Here is a 20,079-nt window from a genome sequence, read left to right on the forward strand (position 1 = left end):
GCTCTCACAGGCAAAAGCATTATTGCATGTGAGGTGATCCTCTTGACATCATGCTCAATCGACCAATCACCCATGAGATTTCCACCAGGAGAACGATCGTGCCCGTCGCCAACCTCCGACCGTTCACCGCACTGTGGACGTCCCAAGCGTCCTCGAACCTCGCCGACGGGGTGTTGCAGGCAGCCGCACCGCTGCTCGTCGCCACGCTGACCCGTGACCCGCTCGTGGTGGCGGGCATGACGGTGGTGCAGTTCCTGCCCTGGCTGCTCGCAACCCTCCCCACCGGTGCGATGGCCGACCGCATGGACAGACGCCGGATACTCGTCGCCGGCAACTGGCTGCGCGCGGCGGGGTTCGCGCTGCTCGCCCTCGCCTTGGCCAACGGATGGCACCATGTCGCACTCCTCTACGCCGCCGTGTTCATTGCCGGCTGCGCCGAAACGATGGTCGACAACGCCGCGCTGGCCATCCCGCCCCGCCTCCTGGCCCGCGAGGAGCTCGAGCGCGCCAACGGCAGGCTGTTCGCCACGCAGTCCGTCATCAACACGTTCATCGGTCCGCCTGCCGGCGCGGCGTTGTTCGCACTGGCGGCATCCGCGGCTTTCTACACCGGCGCGGCCGCGTTCGCCCTCGCCGGCCTGGCGGCCCTGCTGCTGCCCGGGCTGCGCCCCACCGGCAAGGAACACGAGCACCGTCGCTCGAACCCGACCACCATTACCCAGGACATCCGCTCTGGATGGGCCCACTTCTGGCGTCACGACCTGCTGAGCCGAGTCGCGTTCATCTCGGCAGCAATCAACTTCTTCAGCGCGGCCACTGGTGGACTCCTCGTCCTGCTGATCACCGGCCCGTACCAACTGGCCATGTCGAGCTACGGCCTGTTCATCGCCGTTCCCGCAGCAGGCGCGATCGCCGGCTCGCTGCTTGCCGAACACGTCGTGCCCCGCATCGGCGGCGGCCCCACCACCTGGCTCGCCGCCCTCACCCCGGCCGTCGGCTACGCCATCCTCGGACTGGGCAACAGCACACCCCTGGCCCTGGCCGCCATGTTCGCTGCCGCTCTTGCCACCTCACTGAACCAGATCGTCGTCAGCATCCTGCGCCAAGCAGCAGTCCCCGACGAACTCCTCGGCCGCGTCACCGCTGCCTACCGCCTGATCGTCCTGGGCGTCGTCCCCCTCGGAGCCCTCACCGGCGGCCTGCTCGGACGCAGCCTGGGGATCCGGGCCACCTTCATCGCCGCAGCCCTCGGACTCGCCCTCGCCGCCATCCCACTCGCCTCCCGGGTCACCACCCAAGGCCTCCGCGATGCTGAAACACGCCCCTCACCCCCGCCCCCGCTTCAAACCCGTTCCCACTGACACCGGAGGCCACGGCACCGGGACCGTCCACGTGCAGCAAAGCGGACGGCGTCGTACGACTCCGACCCATCGGACGCGCCTTACTGATCGTTTCAGAATGAGCTGAGCCGCAGGTCTTGTGCTCGGTGATCTTGGTCGGCAGGGTAGCCGAATGCCTGCTGATCTTGTTCCGGACGACCTGTGGGAGCGGGTGGCCCTGTTGCTGCCGGCCGCTCCCGAACGACGCCGCCGTCATCCGGGACGGTTGCGTGTTCCTGACCGAACAGCGCTCGCCGGTGTCCTGTTCGTGTTGCGGACCGGTGTCGCCTGGCGGGACGTCCCGGCGGAGACGGTGGGCTGCTCTGGGGTAACAGCCTGGCGTCGGCTGCGGGACTGGACCGAGGCCGGCGTGTGGCCGCGCCTGCACGCTGCCCTGCTGGCCGAGCTGCGCCACGCCGGCCTGCTGGACCTGGACAACTGCTCCGTGGATGGGTCACACATCCGAGCTCTCAAAGGGGGGCTCACGTCGGCCCCTCACCTGTCGACCGCGCCCGCCCCGGCTCGAAACACCACCTGATTGTCGACCGCCACGGCACCCCACTCGCCGTCACCCTCACCGGCGGCAATCGACACGACGTCACCCAGCTCCTGCCCTTGCTCGACACCATCCCGCCGGTTCGGGGGCTGCGAGGACGCCCCCGTCGCAAGCCGCGGCGTCTGTATGCCGACCGGGGCTACGACTTCGACAAGTACCGTCGCCTGTTGTGGAAGCGCGGCATCAAGCCGATGATCGCCCGACGCTGCGTCGCCCACGGCTCGGGACTGGGAAAGGTGCGCTGGGTGGTTGAGCGCGCCTTTGCCTGGTTGCACCAGTTCAAGCGGCTCCGCACCCGCTACGAGCGACGCGCCGATCTCCATCAGGGCCTGCTCGAACTGGCCTGCAGCCTCATATGCCTGCGCCGCCTGGGAACCTCATCCTGAAGCGTTCAGCTGGCTACGCTGAACCACCCCGGCTGCACCTCGGTCAGAAGCGGCTGCAGTAACTGCACTGCGGCCCGCAGGTCCTGATCCGTGACGTCAAGAGGCTCTGGCAGGCTCAGCCCGTACCAGCGCAGCCGCCAGAGGTCGAAGACTTCGCTCCCGTCGGTCGCGAAGTCCACATCGATCTCAGTGCCGTTGTCACTGACAAAACGGCATCCTGCCCCATGAACCGTGTAGGAGTAGGCGCCAACGTGACCACTCCGGCTGATGATCCGGCGCGAACGGACCAGGCCAAGGACATCTGCAAGTCGCTCAAGCGAGGGAATCGCCGCCCTCATGGCCTCGTCAACCGCGTTCAGAGCGTGGACGTAACCGAGCACGAGGTCTCGTGCAGACCCAACGCGTTCCATATGGCGTCATCCCCCAGAGCCGGTGGCTGAAGAGATTGTTCCATGGGACCGTCAGCGTCTCCGCAGGACGGCATTCTGAAACGATCAGTTAACCCCGAACCCCCTTGGCGAAAGTCATAGGGCCCCGGCCATCCTCTGCGACGTCCGCGACCGCGAATCCGGCAAGGACGTCTCCATCTCCCTGGTCGAACACGTCCTCACCCAGGAACTCGCCCCGGCCTTACGGACAGTTCGGGTCAGCCGCTGACCGTGAGCCGGATGTTGCCGATCCGCCCCATCCGGTCGAAGGAGACAATGGCGGCGTTCCCGGTCGGCAGATCGGCGATCAACCGGTCGCCTTCCACGCGCTGCGGCACCCCATGGTGCTCGAAGTATCCCGTGACGGCCTGTCGCGGCGAACGCCCGATGAGCGAGACCCCGGCCATGAGCACGCGCGGCAGAGCTACCGGATCGAGCTCGGCGCTCGGCACCTTCGGGTCGTCGGGCAAGAAGTACACCTGGGTGCCGGGCCCGGCAGGCTGTCCGATGTACCCGGGAGTGTTGGCTACCCCCATCCCCGCGAAGGCCAGCATCTCGGCGGCCCGCCGAGGATCGTCGAACCCGGACAGATCGAGTTCCTCAGCGGTGAACTCAGGAATCCCGTGCGCCTGTCCGTACCGTGCCACGGCAGCGGACAACGCCACGACCTCACTCCCGCCGAGCCCCGGATTTGCCCAGCCCCAAAGCCAGGAACCTCCCTCCATGTCGTACGTCCCAAGGACACCGACCCGTATCTGCACCTCTCCCTGCTGGTACGAACACGTCGGCAGGTCCGCGCTCCACGGCGCCTCGGGCAGGAACTCCATGAGCGCCTCGAGCTGCGCGGCGCCCCAGACGGAGTGCCGTTCCGCCTCGAGCAGGAACTGGTCGCTGAATCCGTTTGTCATGATCACGAGCGTAGGGGGCGAGACCCGAGGACGGGTAGCCCGGGCTCTGTCCCCCCGTTACCTTCTTCGTAGCTCCGCCATGGGCCTCCGGCCTTCGGGTCCGCCATGACTCCCCCTTGTTGTCGATGATCCGGGGATCTGGTGTCACCTGACCAGCGGCCCTGCGAGGAGAACGACTCGATCAGCCTTGACATCGAAGCCGAGAACGGGATGGCTGGAGTCACCCTCCGGATCCATCAGCACCGGCTTGCCCAACCGCCACCCGATCTCCCGAAGGAAGCCGCAGAACACGTCAAGTCCCGCTCCTGGCCCTGCAACTCCCGCACGTCGACGTCAAATCGGACGTCCGCGCAGCCGACCTGGCGCCGTAGCCGGCGACAAGGCGTACTCCTCTCGCGCCAACCGCACCCACCTGCGGAGGCGGAAGGCCAAGGCTGTGATCCCGGAGAAGGCGGACCAGGCGATCAATCGAAAGAAGAAGGGCGCGAGGGACGGGCGCCCGGACGACTCTGAACAGGCCGTGTAGTCCATGGGCTGCAGCAAGTCACGCATCGCCCGCTCGACCGACGAACGCGATGTCTCAGGATCGGCAGCAGCCAATATGGCAACCACCTTCCGTTGCGGCACCCGGGGCGCTGGTGTCTCCTCGCTCAGCGAAGACCGCGCTTCTCGCGTTCGGCTTCAGTCAGCTTCTCCATGAGTTTCTCCGGGTGCACCATGCACTCGGTGTCATCGAGGGCGTCGTAGTCCTGGGTGCTCAGCGGTAGGCCAAGCTCGGCGAGTTCGGCGGCCAGTTGTGTGAACGCGATTCGCTCGTCGGGCTCGTCCTGGTAGCTTGCCTGCTCGGCTGCGGACCCCTCGGTCAGGCTGAGGCCGACCATGCCCCAGAAGGTGAACTCGGTGTCCAGCTCTATGAGGTGCCAGGCACGGCGGTCCGCGGGTTCGTCGGGGTGCAGCCAGTAGCCGATCCACCCCTTTCCGCCCTTCGCCACGAGTCTGACGTACTTGGCCATCTCTGCGGCTGCGGCGTTGACGGCCTGCATCTCCGGGTCCGCGAGTTCCTTTTCGCTCAGATAGCTGGTGTCCAGGAGCGGGTGGACCTCTCCCGCCTCGAAGAAGTCGAGGCCGAGAAGATGGGTGAAGTCCGTGCGGCCTTCCCACTGCGCCACCAGCAGCACGCGCAGATCGTCGGGTATCGGACGGCCGTCCAGCCGGTCGCGGGAGAACTCGGCGAGCCGTTCGTCGTACATACGCCCTCTCCAGACGTCGAAGCAAGATCCTCGTGTCAACGTAGCAGCGGTGTCTGACACCAAGGCAGCCGTCGGCCCGGCTTCCAGCGTCGGGCCGGAGAAGAGGGCCGGCGCAGCGCCGCCCGCTTCGCCGAGACCACGCCCGCCACCAGCCATCCACACCCTTTCCGACGTGGCTGCGGGCCCTGTCGTGGCAGTGCCCGAAGTCAGTGCCAGCCCGGCCAGTGCACGAGAAGGACACCCGTGCAGATGGGGAGCGCGGAGGCTACGGTGTCAGCACGATCCTGCCGAAGACCTCACCCGCGTCCATCTTCTGGTGCGCCAGCACGGCTCCGTCCAGTGGCAGCAGCTCGTGCACCACCGTTTCGATCTCGCCGCGACTGGCTGCGGCAAACTGCTCGCTGCGCACGGCACGCCGGTCGGCTTGGGTGACGGTGGCTGCGCTGAAAGTGGCGAAGGACATCGACTTCTGGAACGCCGCCATGATCTTCGTGCCGAAGTCCGCGGGCGGCTGACCTCCGACAGCGCCCACGACCACCATGCGGCCGTTCGGGTTGAGCCTGTCGAAGAACGATGGCATGTCCTCACCGGCCACAACGTCGATGATGACGTCATAGCCCGCGGGAGCCTCTTCCCCTCCGTCACCGGAGCGCTCCAGCACGTGGGTCGCGCCGAGACGGCGCAGCCGCTCGCCGCGCTCGGCCGACGATGTCGTGACCGCCACCGCGGCGGCACCACCGCGAGCGGCGAGCTGCACTGTCATGATCCCGATGCTGCCGGCCGCGCCACGCACCAGGACCGTCTCCCCGGGAGCGAAATGGGCGTGCCGAAGCCCGAAGTGGGCCACCACACCGGAATTGCCGAGCGTCACCGCGTCGACGGCGGACAGGCTGCTGGGCAGGGGAAGGATCTCCTCGACCGGTGCGACGGCCTGTTCGACGTATCCTCCTCCGGTGCCGGTGAAGCCCCACACCTGCCGGCCGATCCACGACGCGTCGACGCCATCACCGACCGCGGTCACGGTGCCCGCCACCTCGCCACCCGGGATGTGGCCCTCCTTGAAGCCGTAGGCGGCCAGAGCCCCGCTTCGGATCACGGTGTCGACGCCACCGACGCCCACCGCCTCGGTGGCGATCAGCACCTGCCCGGCAGCAGGTGCGGGTACCGGCAGGTCGACAACAGCCAGGCCTTCAGGACCTCCGTACGTCTGGATCGCGATTGCCTTCAATGTCGTCTCCCATGTTCTCGGGCCGCTCAAGCACGGTCCCGCTTCCGTACCCCTGCCACCGATCGCCGCCTGGCGGGAAGGGACTTCACACCGCGGCCGAGGATCGGTCCCAGTGCTGCGCGCCCCGATGATCTCGGCGAGCTTCTATGCCCTGGACGCTAACGGACGCCCCCGTCCGTTTAGGTAAAGTGAGAGAGGTGACCGACCATTTGCCTCATACCCTGCGTTCCGACGCGCTGGACAATCGGGAACGCATCCTCGACGCGGCCCGAGTGCTGTTCTCCGCCGACGGCCTGGACGTGCCGATGCGGGAGATCGCGCGGCGTGCCGGGGTGGGACCTGCCACCTTGTACCGTCACTTCCCGACGAAGCAGGTGCTGGTCACCGATGCCTTCGCGGACCAGCTGCGCGCATGCCGCGCCATTGTCGACGAGGGGTGCGCAGATCCTGATCCATGGCGTGGCCTGTGCCTGGTGATCGAGAGGATCTGCGAGCTGCACGCCCGCGATCGGGGCTTCACCGAAGCCTTCCTGTCGACCTTCCCGGGGGTAACGGATGTCGCCGCGGGCCGTGAGTACACGGTGAAAGCAGTCGCCGAACTGGCCCAGCGAGCCAAGGAAGCAGGGCACCTGCGGTCCGACTTCGTCCTGGACGACCTGATTCTCATCCTCATGGCCAACAAGGGGATCCACGCCTCATCGACCGCCACCCAGGTCATGGCCTCCCGACGCTTCGCAGGGTTGGTGATCCAAGCGTTCGGAGCCTGCCCTCAGAACGCGCCACTGCCACCAGCGGCACGACTGGCATCCACAGCACTGCACGGCTTGCCGCGGTAGGTGCCGGACTCACTGCGGCGGAGTTCCTACGGTGATCACCGCGACCTGCGGCGGGCCGTTCCGGCCGCCGGGGCGAGGTGTACGCATTTACTGCGGCAGTACCGGAAGGGTGGGACGGCGTGACGATCGAACCGGTGACCGAGCTCGGGAGCGGGGGTTCTTCGGTTGCCGCGCGCTCGGGTCGTACCTCTGTCCACCCCGGCCGCGTCGTACGCCGCGGCGGCCGAGCGCTGTCTCACCGGCGCGGGCATCGCGAAGTCCTCCGCGCGTATCTCGCGGCCGAGCCTGAGCGCCGGGCACGCCGCTCCCGCCCAGTTCGCCAACATGATCCGCTCGCACCGGCAGATCGAGGCCCTGCACCACGTGCGGGACACCACCTTCGCCGAGGACGCCTCACAGCTTCGGACCAGCAATGCGCCCCGCACCATGGCGACCTGGCGCAACTTGCCGTCGGCGCCCTGCGCGTCGCCGGCACCCAGAACGTCGCCGCCGCACTCCGGGCCAACTCCCGCGACCCGAAACGCCCGCTCGCCCGACTCGGCCTCACATGATCACGAACCGGACATCACACGACTACGCCGCAGCCCTGGGCGCTGGCCCGGCACGCCAAGCGCGATGCTTACCCCGAAGCCGTTGAGCAGACGCACGGCGACACGCTGACGTCATACCTGCCTGCTCAGGCGGCGCTCCGCAGGTGTTCGTGCGCCCACTCTTCGAAGCTGGTCAGGTCGATGCCCAGCGCACGAGCGAACTGTGGCCGGGCCGGCTGGCCGACAACCTCCATGAACTCGTGCGTGGCACCCATGTCTCCCATGCCGGCGGCGCGGGCCTGTTCCTCGGTCATGTCCGGGGCCGTCAGCGGGACGCCCACGGCGCGGGAGAGGATCTCGGCTATTTCGGTCATGGTGAGGTAATCGCTGGTGAGCTCCAGTTCCACTCGGTGGAACTCGGCGGGGGCGGAAATGGCAGCCGCCGCGGCTCGGCCCACGTCTTTGGCTGCTACGAGTGCCAGGTGCGTGCTCGGTTTGACGACGGTGACAAGACCCCCCTCGACGCCGCGGGGGAAGTAGAACCGCATGGACGGCTCGAAGTTCTCCATGAAGAACGACGGCTTGAGCAACGTCCAGTAGGGAAAGTCGAGTTCGCGCAGCCGGTCCTGGATCGCGGCCTTCGTGCCGAGCGGGGCTTCCATCACCGCCCACCGCCCTTCGGCCCAGCCCGGGGCCTCGACGTGCTGTCCCACGCCGCTGGTGGAGGACTGGACGAACTGCTCCACACCGGCGGCCCGCGCAGTCGTCATGAGGTTGTCCGCCTGGTTGACCTCGCCGGCGAAGTCGAACCCCTGCTCGGTGTAGGCGGGCATCTGCACGGAGAAGACGGCCCGCACGCCGTCCATGGCCGCCTCAAGGGTCGCAGGTTCGGTGAGATCGCCCACGAACAGGCTGGCGCCGAGTTCTTCGACGGCCCGTGCACGCTGCGCACTCGGGTCGCGCACCAGGGCGCGCACCGGTGTTCCCTGCGCGAGCAGGGCGCGGGCGGTCGCACCGCCTTGGCGGCCTGTGGCACCGGTGACGAGAACCGGTGTTGCGGCAGTGGTCATGTGTACATCTCCTAAGCGGTCACGCACACCACAAACGGCGGGGCCCGCCGTTTCGTGTTCGCTACAATACGGCGGGGCCCGCCACTTATCAATGTTGGGGAGATCATGACCGGCCAGCGCTCGGACGCCCGCCGCAACTACACGCACATCCTCGCCGTGGCCGAGGCCGAGGTGGCGGCTCAAGGAGCCCAGGCATCCCTGGAGCGGATAGCCCGCATCGCAGGCGTCGGATCAGCCACCGTGCGGCGCCACTTCCCCACCCGCAAAGCCCTGCTCGAGGCCGTCTTCAAACAGCGCGTCCATGACCTGTGCGATCGCGCTCATGCGCTTAGCGGCGAGCACGACAGCCGCTCCGCGCTGGTGGAATGGCTGCGCGAGCTGCTCGCCTACTCACTCGCCGCACGCGGTCTGGCAGACGTCCTCTCCTACGAGCCCCTCCAGGACGAGGCCACCCAGGACTCCTGTGCACCGGCCATCGGTGCGGCCGGCGCCTTGCTGCTGCGCAAGGCCATTGACGACCAGACTGTCCGGGCGGACATCACCATCGACGATCTGCTCGTACTGATCGTCGGAATCGCCCTGGCCACCGAGAATTACACCGACCCGGCGACGCAGGCGGACCGCGCCTTCCGGCTCGCCGTCGCAGGCTTGGGCGCCAACGGCACCTGAGCACTCATATGGGACCGAAGGTACGACGGCGTGATGCCGGTGCGGGGATCAGCCGTCGCACAGACGAGGACCTCGTAGTCATGCATGTAGTTGGTGTATCCGTGATGCACGACAGCGTGATCGAAGGTCTCGTCCAGCATCTGTCCAGGTACGGCGGTACCCCTACCGCCGCACTACCTCACCCGACGAGACGTTCGACAATGAGATTCACGGGTGTCATACGCCGTTGCCTCAAGGATCGACCGCACACGTCCTGGTCGGCCCTGTTGTGACTGAGTGGATACTTGGCCACTGACCGCAGTAGACGGCCGGTCAGAGCGGTGGGCGTGACCTGGCCGTTAGCCTCGGTGTTCTGTCTCATCGAAGCTGGCAGATTCTCATGAGTCGGCAATGAGCGGGAACATGACGCTCAACCTCGGCAGCCGACGAGCCGCTTCGCCCTCATCTCGAACATCCCAGCGTTCCCCGGCCGGTCCACGGGTGGTCAGATTCTCACCTTGCTGAGCTTTCACGGCCGCGTGGAAGGCGTCCCCGCACTCGTCGGGGTCACCGGCCACAAGCCCATTGGGCTTCCAACGCCACACACAAGCCGCGCATCCTGGCCCGCCGCCTGCCGGCGACAATTCTCCACAAGGTTCCAGAAGGACTCAAGGTTCACGAGGAGCACCCTGCCAGGCACCGCTGACATCGGACGGCCCCACTCCTCCGGAGAAGCCAGATGGTTCGAGAACGCCACCGACTCGAAGTCCCAGGCCACCTGGCAGCTACGCAGGTGAGCGTCGCATCTGCCCCTACGCTGCGACAGGACACCCAGTGGTTGATTCCTGCGCCGCCGTCGAAGGTCATGACGCGTCACTGCGACGGACGGATCTACGTGCGGGTGCTCCGCTGACCTGGACGGCATACCCTGCCCCAATGGGTCTCTACATGTCCTGGGAAGTCTCTGGGATTGCGTTGGCAGGCGGTGACGTGCACGACATCGCGGGGGCCGTGGCCGCCCTGGACAAGTCTGTCGAGCGCATCCAGGAGCGGGTTGCCCTGAGCCCTGCGGAGCGGCGGACCTTGAACAAGAGTGCCGCTGAAGTGCGCTCAAGGGTGCTCACGGAGGGGAGCGCGGCCGTGGAGCAGGGCGGTTCATACTCCGTCGCGAACGGCGACGTGAGGGTGTCGCTGACCCCAAGATGACACCGTCCGAACGCCGCGAACAATTCCAGCATCACGCCTTGCCGCCCGGCCGAGGCCTCACCTGAGCTGGATGCGCGAGATGTCACGGCTTCCCGGATGCTTGCCTGGCCGGCCCCGGACCGCCCAGTTGGACCTGGCGCCGCCCTCGTCCGCGCCGTCAATCAGGAATGCCATGCTGCGCAACGGGCGCAGCCAGGAGCAAAGCCGGGCGGACCCGATTGGCCTAGAGCCAAACCGCGCCCTCCCGTCGCGGAGGCGGGGGTGCCGCCGTCGCGCAGGATGCTGGTCCCACGCTCGGTCTCCGGCAGATGCCGGGGCCCTCAGGCAGCCCCTCCCTGATCACGGCCGAAGGCCCCCTCGCCGGGTGCCGGCACCCGGTCGCAGTCTGAAGCGGTGAGGGCCGTCAGCCGACTCGCAGCCGTTACGGTCGGTAGTAGTCCTCGATGGGGGTGCGTGCCTCGTCGAACAGAGCCGGGCCGTCCTGCGCTGTCGTCGGCCAGGTGCCTGACTCCGGGTTGAGTTCGATGAGTTGCTCGGTGGAGAGCGCGTAGACGACACGGCCGAGTCCGGAGCGGATGATGCCGCCGGCGCACATGCCGCACGGCTGGCAGCTGGTGTACATGGTGGTGCGGGCGGCCGTGTCGGGGTCAAGTTCGCGGGCCGCCCAGCGGGCGAGTTTCAGCTCTGGGTGGGCGCTGATGTCGTTGTCACGGCGCACGGTGTTATGGGCTTCGACGAGGATCGTGCCGTCCGGGCCGGCCAGCAGGGAGCCGTACGGCGCGTCGCCCAGGGTGGTGGCATGGGCTGCGATGGCGATGGCCCGCCGCAGCAGGTCCTCGTCGGCAGTGGTGATCACGATGCGGTCCTCCAGTGTGCGGCTACGGCGGTGAGCGCCTGCCAGGCCGCGTGTGGCCGGCGGGTGTCCTCTGGGTCTCCGTGGTACGGGTCGAGCACGACGGTGTCGGCGCCGAGGCGGTGCAGCTGGTCGAGATCATCAAGGATCTGCTCGAGGGTGCCGGTGCCCGCGAGCCGCTCGGTGTCGTCTATCGGTGCGGTGGTCAGCCGCAGGGCGATGCGGGGCGCGAACGCCGGCAGTGAGTGGCTCGTCACGACCGACCGCATCCAGGGAAGGGTGCCCCGAAGCGGATGCCAGGCGTCGCCGAACCTGATGGCGCGCCGGATCCCCGCCTCGCTGTTGCCGCCGACCCAGACGGGAATCGGGGCGGTGTGCTCGCCTGCCTCCTCGTGCCAGGCTTTCCGCAGGGCGACGAGATTCTCGTCGGTCAGCCTGCCGCGCGTGGTAAACGGCACGCCGAGCGCCTCGAACTCCTGACGTGCCCAGCCGACGCCCACCCCGAGCACGAGCCGGCCACCGCTGAGCTGGTGGAGGTTGGTGGCCATGCGCGCCACCAGCAGCGGATGCCGGTAGGGCAGTACGAGCACTGTCGTGCCCAGCCGCACCCTGTTGGTGATGCCGGCCAGCCAGGACAGCGTGGTGAACGGCTCGTAGAACGGCGCCGGATAGCGCACGGCCACGTCCGGGGTGACGGCCACGTGATCCGACACCATGAGGAGGTCGAAACCGAGTCCCTCCACGACCTGTGCCCACTCGCGCAGCACGCCGGGATCGGTTCCGGGCCCGAAGTTCGGTACGTTGACGCCAAGTTGCATGAGCGAAGATTATCTCAGCGATCAAGAAGTTTGGAAGCTGCTACTCCCGGTCGACCCGACGTCTTGCCGTCAATTTCCCCGTACAATCGCCATATGGCCGGGAATCTTGACGAGATCGACTGGGCGATCATCAACGAGCTGCAACAGGACGCGCGCATCTCCCTCAGCGAGTTGGGACGGCGCGTGAGTCTCAGCCCGTCAGCCACCACTGAACGGGTGCGGCGCCTGGAGGCGATGGGCGTCATCACCGGCTACCGCGCCGTGGTCGACCTGGCGAAGGCCGGCTACCCCGTGCTCGCCGTGGTCCGGTTGAAGTACCCGGGCAACCGCCACCAACCGTTGCACCGGCTCCTCGCCGACAGACGGGAGATCCTGGAGTGCCTGCGTACCACCGGCGACGACTGCTACACCCTGAAGGTGGCCGCGACATCCATGGAGCACCTGGAGACACTCATGGACGAGCTGGCCGGCTTCGGCAGCACCACCACCAGCGTGGTCTACAGCCAGACGCTGCCCTATCGCGGACCCGCCCAGCCCTGACGAACAGCTGACCGGCCGTCGGTGCGCAGATGTGGTCTGGGTGCACCAGGCCCGACGACATCAGCAGACGAACTGCACCCGTAAAGGGTTGGGGGCCAGGGCTTCGGCCGTCGCTGAAGGTCTCGCTTCTGGCGCGGTCGCCTTGCAGTCGGAAGGTAAGGGCGGGAAACGGTGCCCCTTCACGTCTGTACGCCGGTGATGCCCGCCCCCGCAGTCACACGCGTAGATCCCATGGCCCGGCACGGCCTCGCCCGGATGCCACGATGGCTCGCCCTCGCTCATCTTCCCTGTGTACGACGATCGCCGGCCATCCGCGACTCAGTGGGGTGATCGCGCCGCGCAAGGATCTGCCACCGCGGCCGTCAGGGATGTTGCCGAGCTTCTTGATCTGGGACTACCGGAGACGGGTCGCAGTCCGGACAAGGTCGGCGACGGCTCTGGACCGACTGTGCGGCGGCCAGGCGATCACGGCGGTGACTTTCGGCGCGTCCAGAACGGGCACGGCGGCGAGGTCACCGTGCAGTTGAGCCCGGCACGACTCCGGTGAGACCGCGCAAGCACGGCCGAGCGCGACGAGCTGCAACAACTGCGCGTGGTCGCGGACCTGCGGGCCGGGGCCGGGCGGATAGGTGCCCTCGGGGTCGGGCCAGCGTGGCATGGGCAGGCCGGGCAGCCCGGTGATGTCGGCCATGTGCACATGGGTCCGGACGGTGAGCGGATGCCCGGCCGGCAGGACCACAACCTGGCCCTCCGTGCTGAGTTCTTCGGTGTGGAACCCGGCCGTCGAGTCGAACGGCCGGTGCAGTAGCGCCACGTCGGCCCGGCCCTCGCGCAGAAGTCGTTCCTGCTCGGCCGGGCCGCACAGGATGACGTCGACGGGGACTGCGCCGGGTTCGGCGGCGTACGCGTCCAGCAGTTTCGCCAGCAGTTCACGGGACGCGCTGGCCTTCGTGACCAGGACCAGGCCGGGACGGCCGGTCGGGGGAAGGGCGGCGCGTCGGGTCCTGCGCTCGGCCGCTTCGACCGCTTCGAGGGCCGCCCGACCCTCGGCCAGCAGCACCGAGCCGGCTTCGGTCAGCGTGACGGTGCGGCTGGTCCGATCCAGCAGCGCTGCCCCGAGTCGGCGTTCGAGCTGCTGGATCGCCCGTGACAGAGGCGGCTGTGCGATCCCGAGCCGCTGCGCGGCGCGCCCGAAGTGCAACTCTTCGGCGACAGCGACGAAGTAGCGCAGTTCCCTGGTCTCCATCCGGCCACGGTACTCCGGATCAATACCTGGAAGGTATCGTTGCCCACCCAATCGGTCTTGGACCCCCGTCGGGGTCCGAGAGCAGCATGGTCCCCATGAGCGAACGAACCATTGCGCTGGTCACCGGCGCAAACAAGGGAATCGGCTACGAGATCGCCGCGGGCCTGGGCGCCCTCGGTTGGAGCATCGGCGTCGGCGCCCGCGACGATCAGCGTCGCAAGGCCGCGGTGGAGAGACTGCGCGCGGCTGGCGTCGACGCGTTCGGCGTACCGCTGGACGTGACCGACGACGCGAGCGCGACAGCCGCCGCGCGGCTGATCGAGGAACAGGCCGGGCGCCTCGACGTGCTCGTCAACAACGCCGCCATCGCAGGCGGCACGGCCCAGGAGCCCACCCTCGTCGACCCCGCCACGATCCGCACGGTCGTGGAGACCAACGTCATCGGCGTCATCCGCGTCACCAACGCGATGATGCCGCTGCTGCGCCGCTCTGCCTCACCGCGGATCGTGAACATGTCCAGCAGTGTCGGCTCCCTCACCCGGCAGTCAGGGACCGCTGGTGAGCTGACCAGCGGTCCAGTGGCCGTGGCGTACTCGCCGTCGAAGACGTTCCTGAATGCCGTCACCCTCCAGTACGCCCGGGAGCTGAGCGGCACGAACATCCTGATCAACGCCGGCTGCCCCGGCTACGTCGCGACCGATCTCAACGGCTTCCGGGGCGTGCGCACCCCCGAACAGGGCGCGGCCATCGCCATCAAACTCGCGACCCTGCCCGACGACGGCCCGACGGGCCAGTTCTTCGAGGACGCCGGCGTAGTGCCCTGGTGAAGTGCACGGCGGTGCACAGCGGTCATCACCCGCGCAGCCACCAGGGTGAAGCCGCTTCGCCCGCGCGTCTCGAGCAGGTTCATCGACTGCTTCGGCCGCCCCGACCGACGCTCCGGTGCTTCGGGCAACGCTCCGCGCCGCTACTGGTTCCAGCATCGATGGCAATTCACCGCAGGCTGCAAGCAGCGTAACCATGTGGTTCCAACAATCGTGACCCGGGGGTCCGCGTCGCAAGGTCACCACATCCCCATGGTTCCAACTACCGCGTCACGTCACGAATGATCAGACGCCCGTCGCCGGGTCCTGGAAGAACCGGGTCCGGTGGCACTTGGGCCACGAGGCTCTGGGGGTGGCATGTCGGGACCGGCAGTTGGACTGTGGCTCTTCGAACCTCGCGGGTTCGCGGACATCCTGGCCGATGTGGTCCCGTGCTTGGAGGCCTTCTGCCACCCGGTGGAGGCCAATGCCGGCGGTGATGTGGATTTCTGGGTGCGAGACGGTTCGGTCCTGGGCCTGCGGTCCTTCGATCCAGCCGGTGTTGACGTGTTCTTCCTGTCAGAGGACGAGGAGATGCCTGCCGAGGACGAGGACTGCTCGGCCTTCGCTCGTCCACCGGTGCAGGGGTTGGTAGTCGGCGCCGGCTGCTCGGGCTCGGTGAACCACACCAGGAATTGGCCTTCGAGCCCGGCTGCCCGGAGTTTGCTCCGGGCCTGCTCGACCATCCGCGGGGACAGGTCACGCCGGTGACCCTGTGGCCAGCTTTCGCGATCAGTTCGGAGCGGGATCCGGTGCCGCAGCCGACGTCCAGCACGTCTGCCAGGCCGGACGGTAGCCATGCGGACAGGAGCCCGGCCCACGCGGCGCGGGTTTCCGCAGCCCGCAAGCCATGGTCCGGCTCGTCGACGAAGTCGGGGCAGCGGTGTCCCAGTAGGCGGCAGTAGCAGCGGGGTTCGTCATCCGTGGACCCTTTCAGCCGGCACTGGCATCGCCCCGGTGCGATCGCCGTGGTGGGCGAGCACGGCGTGCGGGTCGGTGCCGGTGGTGGGGGCGTGATCGGTGTGGACGGTCGCGGCGGTCAGCCTGGGTACGGCGTGGATGAGTGCGTGTTCGGCAGCGACCGCCAACTCGTGGGCCTGGACGACCGTGAGGTGTGCGTCGACGACGATGTCGGCCTCGGCGCGCAGGGCGTGGCCGATCCACCGCATCCGTACCGGCCCGATGTCCCGCACACCGTTCACTGCGCGCAGCGCGTGCTCCGCGGTGGTGACGAGGGCGGGGTCGACGGAGTCCATCAGGCGTCGGTACACCTCGCGGGCGGCGTCCTTGAGGACGAACAGGATCGCGGCGGTGATGAGCAGGCCGACGACCGGGTCGGCTGCCTGCCAGCCGAGTGCCGCGCCTCCGGAGCCCAGGAGGACGGCGAGGGAGGTGAAGCCGTCGGTGCGGGCGTGCAGTCCGTCGGCGACCAGGGCGGCGGAGCCGATCTTCCTTCCGGTGCGGATGCGGTAGCGGGCGACCCACTCGTTGCCGATGAACCCGGTCAGCGCGGCGGCAGAAACCGCCCACAGGTGGGTGATGTCCTGGGGGTCGAGGAGGCGGTCGACGGCGACCCAGGCGGCCAGTGCGGCGGAGGCGGCGATGGTCGCCACGATGAGGATGCCGGCGAGGTCCTCGGCGCGGCCGTATCCGTAGGTGTAGCGGCGGTTCGCCGCCCTGCGCCCGAGCAGGAACGCGATCCCCAGCGGGATGGCGGTCAGGGCGTCGGCAGCGTTGTGGATCGTGTCGCCGAGCAGTGCCACCGACCCGGACAGGGCGACGATCACGGCCTGGACGACGGTGGTTACTCCCAGGACGGCGAGTGAGATCCACAGGGTGCGCATTCCTTCGCGGGAGGTCTCCATCGCCGAATCGACCTTGTCGCCGGCCTCGTGACTGTGCGGCGTGACCACGTGAGCGAGCTGGTGCCGCAGTCGGCCCAGCCGGGAACTTGCCGGCCCGTGCCGATGCTCGTTACCTGTGTGGCCGGGATCGTGGGCCGCTGCGTGCTCGCGGTGATGGTCGTGGGTGTGGGCGTACTGATTACCCTCCATGCCCGCCACCGTGGCACACGGACTCGTTTGCAGCTATGGCCGTCATACCCGCTGTGAACAGGTGCGATGTACTCGCAACAGCGCGCCGGGGGCAGCAGGTCGACGATATCCAGGTCGGGCCGCTACCTCTCAGCCCGAGTGAGGCGGGAAGGCTGGTTGGGGTGGCTGAAAAGTGGGCGGAGAAACACACCCGTGCCCTCCGGTGGGAACGGATGACAGGGTTCGCACCATCGGCCGGCCAGGTATCGCTCATGATGGACCCGCCATGCTGTGGACGGTCTCACCTGCCCGTGCAGCGCACCGGATCGGCCCAGGGCCCAGGGACGGCGCGCCGCTCGTCGCTGCCCGCGCAGCGGTCTTCGCAGTGGCCGGCACCGCGCTCGCCGCCAGCTCTCACCACCTGGTCTCCGGCCACGGACCGACCTGGCGGGCCGGGCTGCTCGCCGCCGCGGCACTGTTCCTGCTGGTCCTGCCCGTGGTGCGTCGGACACGTTCGCTGACCGTGGTGTGGGCCGCCACCGGGGGCGCCCAGGGCGCTTTGCACTGGTGGCTCCAGCAGGCCTCGCCGCACCCGGCGCCGGGCGCGGCCGCCGTGCACCATGCCGCCCATCACTCCATGCCGCAGGCTCACCAGCTCTGGAACAACAGCGAGCACGCCACCACGGCAATGACAGCAGCCCATCTGACAGCCGCGCTGCTGGTCGCCTGGGGCGTCCAGCAGGCCGAGAGGGCATGCCGGGCAGCAGCCGCAGCCGGTGTCCACCTGAGCAACCTGCTCCGCAGGCTCAAGCCATCCACGGGCACACGGCACGTGTGCGGTCAGCAGGCACCTCCTGCCACACGCCTGCGGGAGCCCTCCCGGCCCGGCCACTGGGTACTGCTGGCACACGCGGTAGTGCGCCGAGGACCTCCGATGACGCGAGCGATCCCCTTCGTCTGAGTCCTTTCGGTGTGCCTCGCGCGCACCGGCGCCACCGCACCTCGTCTGAGGAGTTCCCGTGTCCCGTACCCATGCCCGCAGCGCCGTCATCACGGCCGCCGCGCTCGCAGCTCTTGCCGCGGCCGGTTCCGCGTCGGCCCATGTGGAGGTCGAGGCGGACGACGCCCGTGCCCTCTCCCAGAACGTCACTCTGAGCTTTGCCGCGGAGTCCGAGTCCGCCTCGGCCGGCATCACCAAACTGCAGGTGATCCTGCCCAAGGGTCTGGCTCCCGGAGATGTCACCTACAAGAAAGGCCCCAAGGGCTGGACGTTCACAGCAGGCGACGACGGCTACACCGTCGCGGGCCCGGCCGTCCCCGCGGGCGAGGACGCCGAGTACGCCGTCACCGTCCGCCAACTGCCGGACGCCAAGTCCCTCGCTTTCAAGACCCTGCAGTCCTACAGCGACGGCCGCATCGACCGCTGGATCGAACTGAAGAAGTCTGCCGACGGCCACGGCCATGGTTCCTCCGCCCCCGTCCTCACCTTGAAGTCAGCCGCACCCGGCGCCGAAGCGGTCAGTCCCAGCCCCAGCGCCGAGCCCACCGCCCCGGCTCCCACAACGCCCGCCCCCGCCTCTTCCGCTGCGGCAGAGACCGCCCCAGCAGCAACTGCGGACGATAAGAGCGATGACGAAGGCGGAACCTCTGCGGCGCTGCCCATCACCCTGGCCATCGTGGTCATCGCCCTGGCAGGCGGCGCGTGGTGGTGGTTCAAGCGCCGCTCGAACACCACTAGCGCCTGACCGATTCCGTGCGACCCCGGCTTCACCTGCTGAGGTCGCACGGTTCGCCGAAGGCAGTCGATCGCTTTCCCGGGTGCGCTGCGGACACAGGCCGTCGAGCGTTCAGCGGTGGTCATGAGCGAGCTCGTCTCAATAGGACGGGATGAAACCGGTTTTGATCCTCGGCCGATGATCCGGGCTGGTTCGCGAACCGTTGGCCGAGCTGTTCGACGAACTCCTGCAGGCGGGCCGCGGCGACGTCGAAAGGGGCGATCACGGTCAGCATCGGGTCGAGCACATGTCTGATCACGGGAGCTTTTAGGATCTGGGACATGGCAACAAGACTCGTGCAGATCAATATGAAGGCCCGGGACGACTCCGTGCTCGGCCGGTTCTGGGCGGAGGCACTCGGTTGGGGTGTCGACAGCGAGGGACCCGGCGTGACCAACCTCGAACCCGAGGGCTTCGCCTACCCCGACCCCACGGCCGTCTGCATCGACATCGTCGCCCGCCCGGAACCCAAAACGGTGAAGAACCGGGTGCACCTTGATCTGGCCACCACCTCGACCGCCCACCAGTCGGAGTTGGTCGCGCGCCTGAAGGATCTCGGCGCGACGCTCGCCGACGTGGGTCAGGGTGACGTCCCCTGGACGGTCATGGCCGACCCGGAGGGCAACGAGTTCTGCGTCCTGGAGCCCCGTCCGATCTACCGGGACACCGGGCCGATCGCCGCGGTGGTGGTCGACTGCACCGACCCACGAGGGATGGCCCGGTTCTGGGGCGAGGCCATCGACTGGACGCTGCACGAGGTCACCGACGACCGCGCGGCCATGCGTTCCGCCAAGGGCGTCGGCCCCTACCTGGAGTTCCTCCGTACCCCCGACACCAAGAGCGTGTGGAACCGCGTCCACCTCGACGTCTGCCCGTACCCGGGTGACGACCTGGCAGCCGAGGAAGCCCGACTTCGCGCTCTGGGCGCCACCGACCCCGGTATCGACCAGTCCGCAATCTCCTGGACGGTTCTGGCCGATCCGGAAGGCAACGAGTTCTGCCTCCTCACCCCTCGCTGACCTTGAGCAACGGCTCCGGCCGTTTTCGGGTCGGCGGCGAAGACCGCGTGGCGTCAGTGCATGCCGCCGGAGAATCGAGTAGGAGCCCGCCATAGTCGGACGACTTTCGCCGGCACCTCGGCCCGCGCCCGGGTCGAGGCGAGCCGGCAGGAGTCGGTGCCGGTCTCGATGATGGTGCCGTTGAAGGTGAGGCGGTCGACGATGGCTGGGGAAACAGGTTCGCGAGCTTGCACGGCACGGGTTTGCACTGGTCAAGGCGAGCCGATCTGAACGGCATCGGGAGCAACAGCCTTGCGATACCTGGTAGGAGGTATGTGCTCGCGGCCATCCCGATCGCTGAGCGGGTTGGTGGCGTTCTCAGCTACCCATTGCGGCTTGCGGGCACCGCGGACATCGGGTTCCACGCCGTGCCTCACGTGTGGACGCCAGGTCTTGCGCATCGCGGCCGCGTAGTCCGCCGCGCACACAAGCTCGCCGAGTCGGCACGGTCCGGCGGCCCAATGCCCG

22 protein-coding genes and 4 pseudogenes are annotated in these 20,079 nt (G+C 68.2%); 12 read left to right on the forward strand and 14 right to left on the reverse strand.

The annotated features are described in order from the left end of the window. The first annotated feature begins 98 nt into the window (after positions 1–98). Together OG257_RS00500 and OG257_RS00505 are read left to right on the forward strand one after the other, a co-directional pair. A complete protein-coding gene (locus tag OG257_RS00500; RefSeq protein WP_329203961.1) occupies positions 99–1,361 on the forward strand; it encodes an MFS transporter in 1,263 nt (420 codons plus the stop codon). A gap of 151 nt (positions 1,362–1,512) precedes the next feature. Further along, positions 1,513–2,321 (forward strand): IS5 family transposase gene (locus OG257_RS00505; RefSeq protein WP_329203963.1). Its coding sequence is split into 2 segments (ribosomal slippage): positions 1,513–1,852 and positions 1,852–2,321, totalling 810 coding nucleotides; the frame shifts between segments, so codons are not numbered across the junction. Positions 2,322–2,326: 5 nt separating this feature from the next. Here OG257_RS00505 and OG257_RS00510 read toward each other — a convergent pair. The 3 genes and pseudogenes from OG257_RS00510 to OG257_RS00520 all read right to left on the reverse strand — a co-directional run. Then, positions 2,327–2,731: a DUF6896 domain-containing protein gene (locus tag OG257_RS00510; protein WP_329203964.1), complete on the reverse strand. Its 405-nt coding sequence runs from the start codon at positions 2,729–2,731 to the stop codon at positions 2,327–2,329. A gap of 236 nt (positions 2,732–2,967) precedes the next feature. Then, positions 2,968–3,657: a DUF6882 domain-containing protein gene (locus tag OG257_RS00515; RefSeq protein WP_329203966.1), complete on the reverse strand. Its 690-nt coding sequence runs from the start codon at positions 3,655–3,657 to the stop codon at positions 2,968–2,970. Positions 3,658–3,801: 144 nt separating this feature from the next. Further along, a pseudogene (locus OG257_RS00520) lies at positions 3,802–4,004 on the reverse strand (hypothetical protein); the annotation flags it as partial. On the opposite strand from OG257_RS00520, the pseudogene OG257_RS00525 reads away from it, so the two are divergent. Beyond that, positions 3,986–4,159, forward strand: a pseudogene (locus OG257_RS00525) (IS5/IS1182 family transposase); the annotation flags it as partial. The pseudogenes OG257_RS00520 and OG257_RS00525 sit on opposite strands and share 19 nt — an antisense overlap. Positions 4,160–4,307: 148 nt before the next feature. Here OG257_RS00525 and OG257_RS00530 read toward each other — a convergent pair. Both OG257_RS00530 and OG257_RS00535 read right to left on the reverse strand, forming a co-directional pair. Further along, positions 4,308–4,907 (reverse strand): hypothetical protein, encoded by a 600-nt coding sequence (locus tag OG257_RS00530; RefSeq protein ID WP_329203968.1) that lies wholly within the window; start codon positions 4,905–4,907, stop codon positions 4,308–4,310. Between the two features lie 265 nt (positions 4,908–5,172). Next, on the reverse strand, positions 5,173–6,135 hold the full coding sequence (locus OG257_RS00535; protein ID WP_329203970.1) for a zinc-binding dehydrogenase: 963 nt from the start codon (positions 6,133–6,135) through the stop codon (positions 5,173–5,175). A 197-nt stretch (positions 6,136–6,332) separates the two neighbouring features. Here OG257_RS00535 and OG257_RS00540 point away from each other — a divergent pair, with 197 nt between their 5' ends. Further along, positions 6,333–6,971: a TetR/AcrR family transcriptional regulator gene (locus OG257_RS00540; RefSeq protein ID WP_329203971.1), complete on the forward strand. Its 639-nt coding sequence runs from the start codon at positions 6,333–6,335 to the stop codon at positions 6,969–6,971. 676 nt (positions 6,972–7,647) lie between these two features. On the opposite strand, the gene OG257_RS00545 is transcribed toward OG257_RS00540, so the two are convergent. Continuing rightward, positions 7,648–8,571 (reverse strand): NmrA family NAD(P)-binding protein, encoded by a 924-nt coding sequence (locus OG257_RS00545; protein WP_329203973.1) that lies wholly within the window; start codon positions 8,569–8,571, stop codon positions 7,648–7,650. Between the two features lie 105 nt (positions 8,572–8,676). On the opposite strand from OG257_RS00545, the gene OG257_RS00550 reads away from it, so the two are divergent. Further along, positions 8,677–9,240, forward strand: coding sequence for a TetR/AcrR family transcriptional regulator (locus OG257_RS00550; RefSeq protein ID WP_329203975.1), 564 nt, complete (start codon positions 8,677–8,679; stop codon positions 9,238–9,240). On the opposite strand, the gene OG257_RS37185 is transcribed toward OG257_RS00550, so the two are convergent. Further along, complete coding sequence (locus OG257_RS37185; RefSeq protein ID WP_443054213.1) at positions 9,165–9,380, reverse strand: YxiG-like protein; 216 nt, start codon at positions 9,378–9,380, stop codon at positions 9,165–9,167. The genes OG257_RS00550 and OG257_RS37185 overlap by 76 nt on opposite strands. A gap of 775 nt (positions 9,381–10,155) precedes the next feature. Between OG257_RS37185 and OG257_RS00555 the strand changes: the two genes are divergently transcribed. Then, on the forward strand, positions 10,156–10,425 hold the full coding sequence (locus OG257_RS00555) for a hypothetical protein (RefSeq protein ID WP_329203977.1): 270 nt from the start codon (positions 10,156–10,158) through the stop codon (positions 10,423–10,425). 421 nt (positions 10,426–10,846) lie between these two features. Here OG257_RS00555 and OG257_RS00560 read toward each other — a convergent pair whose 3' ends face one another. Both OG257_RS00560 and OG257_RS00565 read right to left on the reverse strand, forming a co-directional pair. Then, positions 10,847–11,281, reverse strand: coding sequence for a nucleoside deaminase (locus tag OG257_RS00560; protein WP_329203979.1), 435 nt, complete (start codon positions 11,279–11,281; stop codon positions 10,847–10,849). Beyond that, the gene (locus OG257_RS00565) at positions 11,278–12,096 is read right to left on the reverse strand and encodes an LLM class flavin-dependent oxidoreductase (protein ID WP_329203981.1); all 819 of its coding nucleotides are present in this window, start codon (positions 12,094–12,096) and stop codon (positions 11,278–11,280) included. The genes OG257_RS00560 and OG257_RS00565 overlap by 4 nt, the downstream gene beginning before the upstream one ends. Before the next feature lie 93 nt (positions 12,097–12,189). Here OG257_RS00565 and OG257_RS00570 point away from each other — a divergent pair, with 93 nt between their 5' ends. Next, a complete protein-coding gene (locus tag OG257_RS00570; protein WP_329203983.1) occupies positions 12,190–12,636 on the forward strand; it encodes an Lrp/AsnC family transcriptional regulator in 447 nt (148 codons plus the stop codon). Between the two features lie 394 nt (positions 12,637–13,030). Here the strand turns inward: OG257_RS00570 and OG257_RS00575 are convergent, their stop codons facing one another. Further along, positions 13,031–13,882, reverse strand: a complete 852-nt coding sequence (locus OG257_RS00575) for a LysR family transcriptional regulator (RefSeq protein WP_329203985.1) — start codon at positions 13,880–13,882, stop codon at positions 13,031–13,033. Between the two features lie 95 nt (positions 13,883–13,977). On the opposite strand from OG257_RS00575, the gene OG257_RS00580 reads away from it, so the two are divergent. Together OG257_RS00580 and OG257_RS37190 are read left to right on the forward strand one after the other, a co-directional pair. Next, entirely contained in the window at positions 13,978–14,709 is a 732-nt protein-coding gene (locus OG257_RS00580) for an SDR family NAD(P)-dependent oxidoreductase (protein ID WP_329203987.1), read from the forward strand. Positions 14,710–15,063: 354 nt separating this feature from the next. Next, positions 15,064–15,315 (forward strand): annotated as a pseudogene (locus tag OG257_RS37190) (DUF6368 family protein); the annotation flags it as partial. Positions 15,316–15,371: 56 nt separating this feature from the next. Here the strand turns inward: OG257_RS37190 and OG257_RS00585 are convergent. Then, positions 15,372–15,666: pseudogene (locus OG257_RS00585) on the reverse strand (class I SAM-dependent methyltransferase); the annotation flags it as partial. Then, entirely contained in the window at positions 15,663–16,799 is a 1,137-nt protein-coding gene (locus OG257_RS00590) for a cation diffusion facilitator family transporter (RefSeq protein ID WP_329203989.1), read from the reverse strand. The gene OG257_RS00590 and the pseudogene OG257_RS00585, both read right to left, overlap by 4 nt. A gap of 265 nt (positions 16,800–17,064) precedes the next feature. Here OG257_RS00590 and OG257_RS00595 point away from each other — a divergent pair, with 265 nt between their 5' ends. Continuing rightward, positions 17,065–17,739: a hypothetical protein gene (locus tag OG257_RS00595; protein ID WP_329203992.1), complete on the forward strand. Its 675-nt coding sequence runs from the start codon at positions 17,065–17,067 to the stop codon at positions 17,737–17,739. A gap of 58 nt (positions 17,740–17,797) precedes the next feature. Then, on the forward strand, positions 17,798–18,523 hold the full coding sequence (locus OG257_RS00600; protein ID WP_329203994.1) for a DUF1775 domain-containing protein: 726 nt from the start codon (positions 17,798–17,800) through the stop codon (positions 18,521–18,523). A gap of 112 nt (positions 18,524–18,635) precedes the next feature. Here OG257_RS00600 and OG257_RS00605 read toward each other — a convergent pair whose 3' ends face one another. Next, positions 18,636–18,836, reverse strand: a complete 201-nt coding sequence (locus OG257_RS00605; protein ID WP_329203996.1) for a hypothetical protein — start codon at positions 18,834–18,836, stop codon at positions 18,636–18,638. On the opposite strand from OG257_RS00605, the gene OG257_RS00610 reads away from it, so the two are divergent. Next, complete coding sequence (locus tag OG257_RS00610; RefSeq protein WP_329203998.1) at positions 18,835–19,572, forward strand: VOC family protein; 738 nt, start codon at positions 18,835–18,837, stop codon at positions 19,570–19,572. The two genes, OG257_RS00605 and OG257_RS00610, sit on opposite strands and share 2 nt — an antisense overlap. Before the next feature lie 53 nt (positions 19,573–19,625). On the opposite strand, the gene OG257_RS00615 is transcribed toward OG257_RS00610, so the two are convergent. Then, positions 19,626–19,805, reverse strand: a complete 180-nt coding sequence (locus tag OG257_RS00615) for a hypothetical protein (RefSeq protein WP_329215555.1) — start codon at positions 19,803–19,805, stop codon at positions 19,626–19,628. Between the last annotated feature and the right edge of the window lie 274 nt (positions 19,806–20,079).

It is taken from the genome of Streptomyces sp. NBC_00683, assembly GCF_036226745.1.
In the GTDB taxonomy this organism is placed as follows: Bacteria; Actinomycetota; Actinomycetes; order Streptomycetales; family Streptomycetaceae; genus Streptomyces.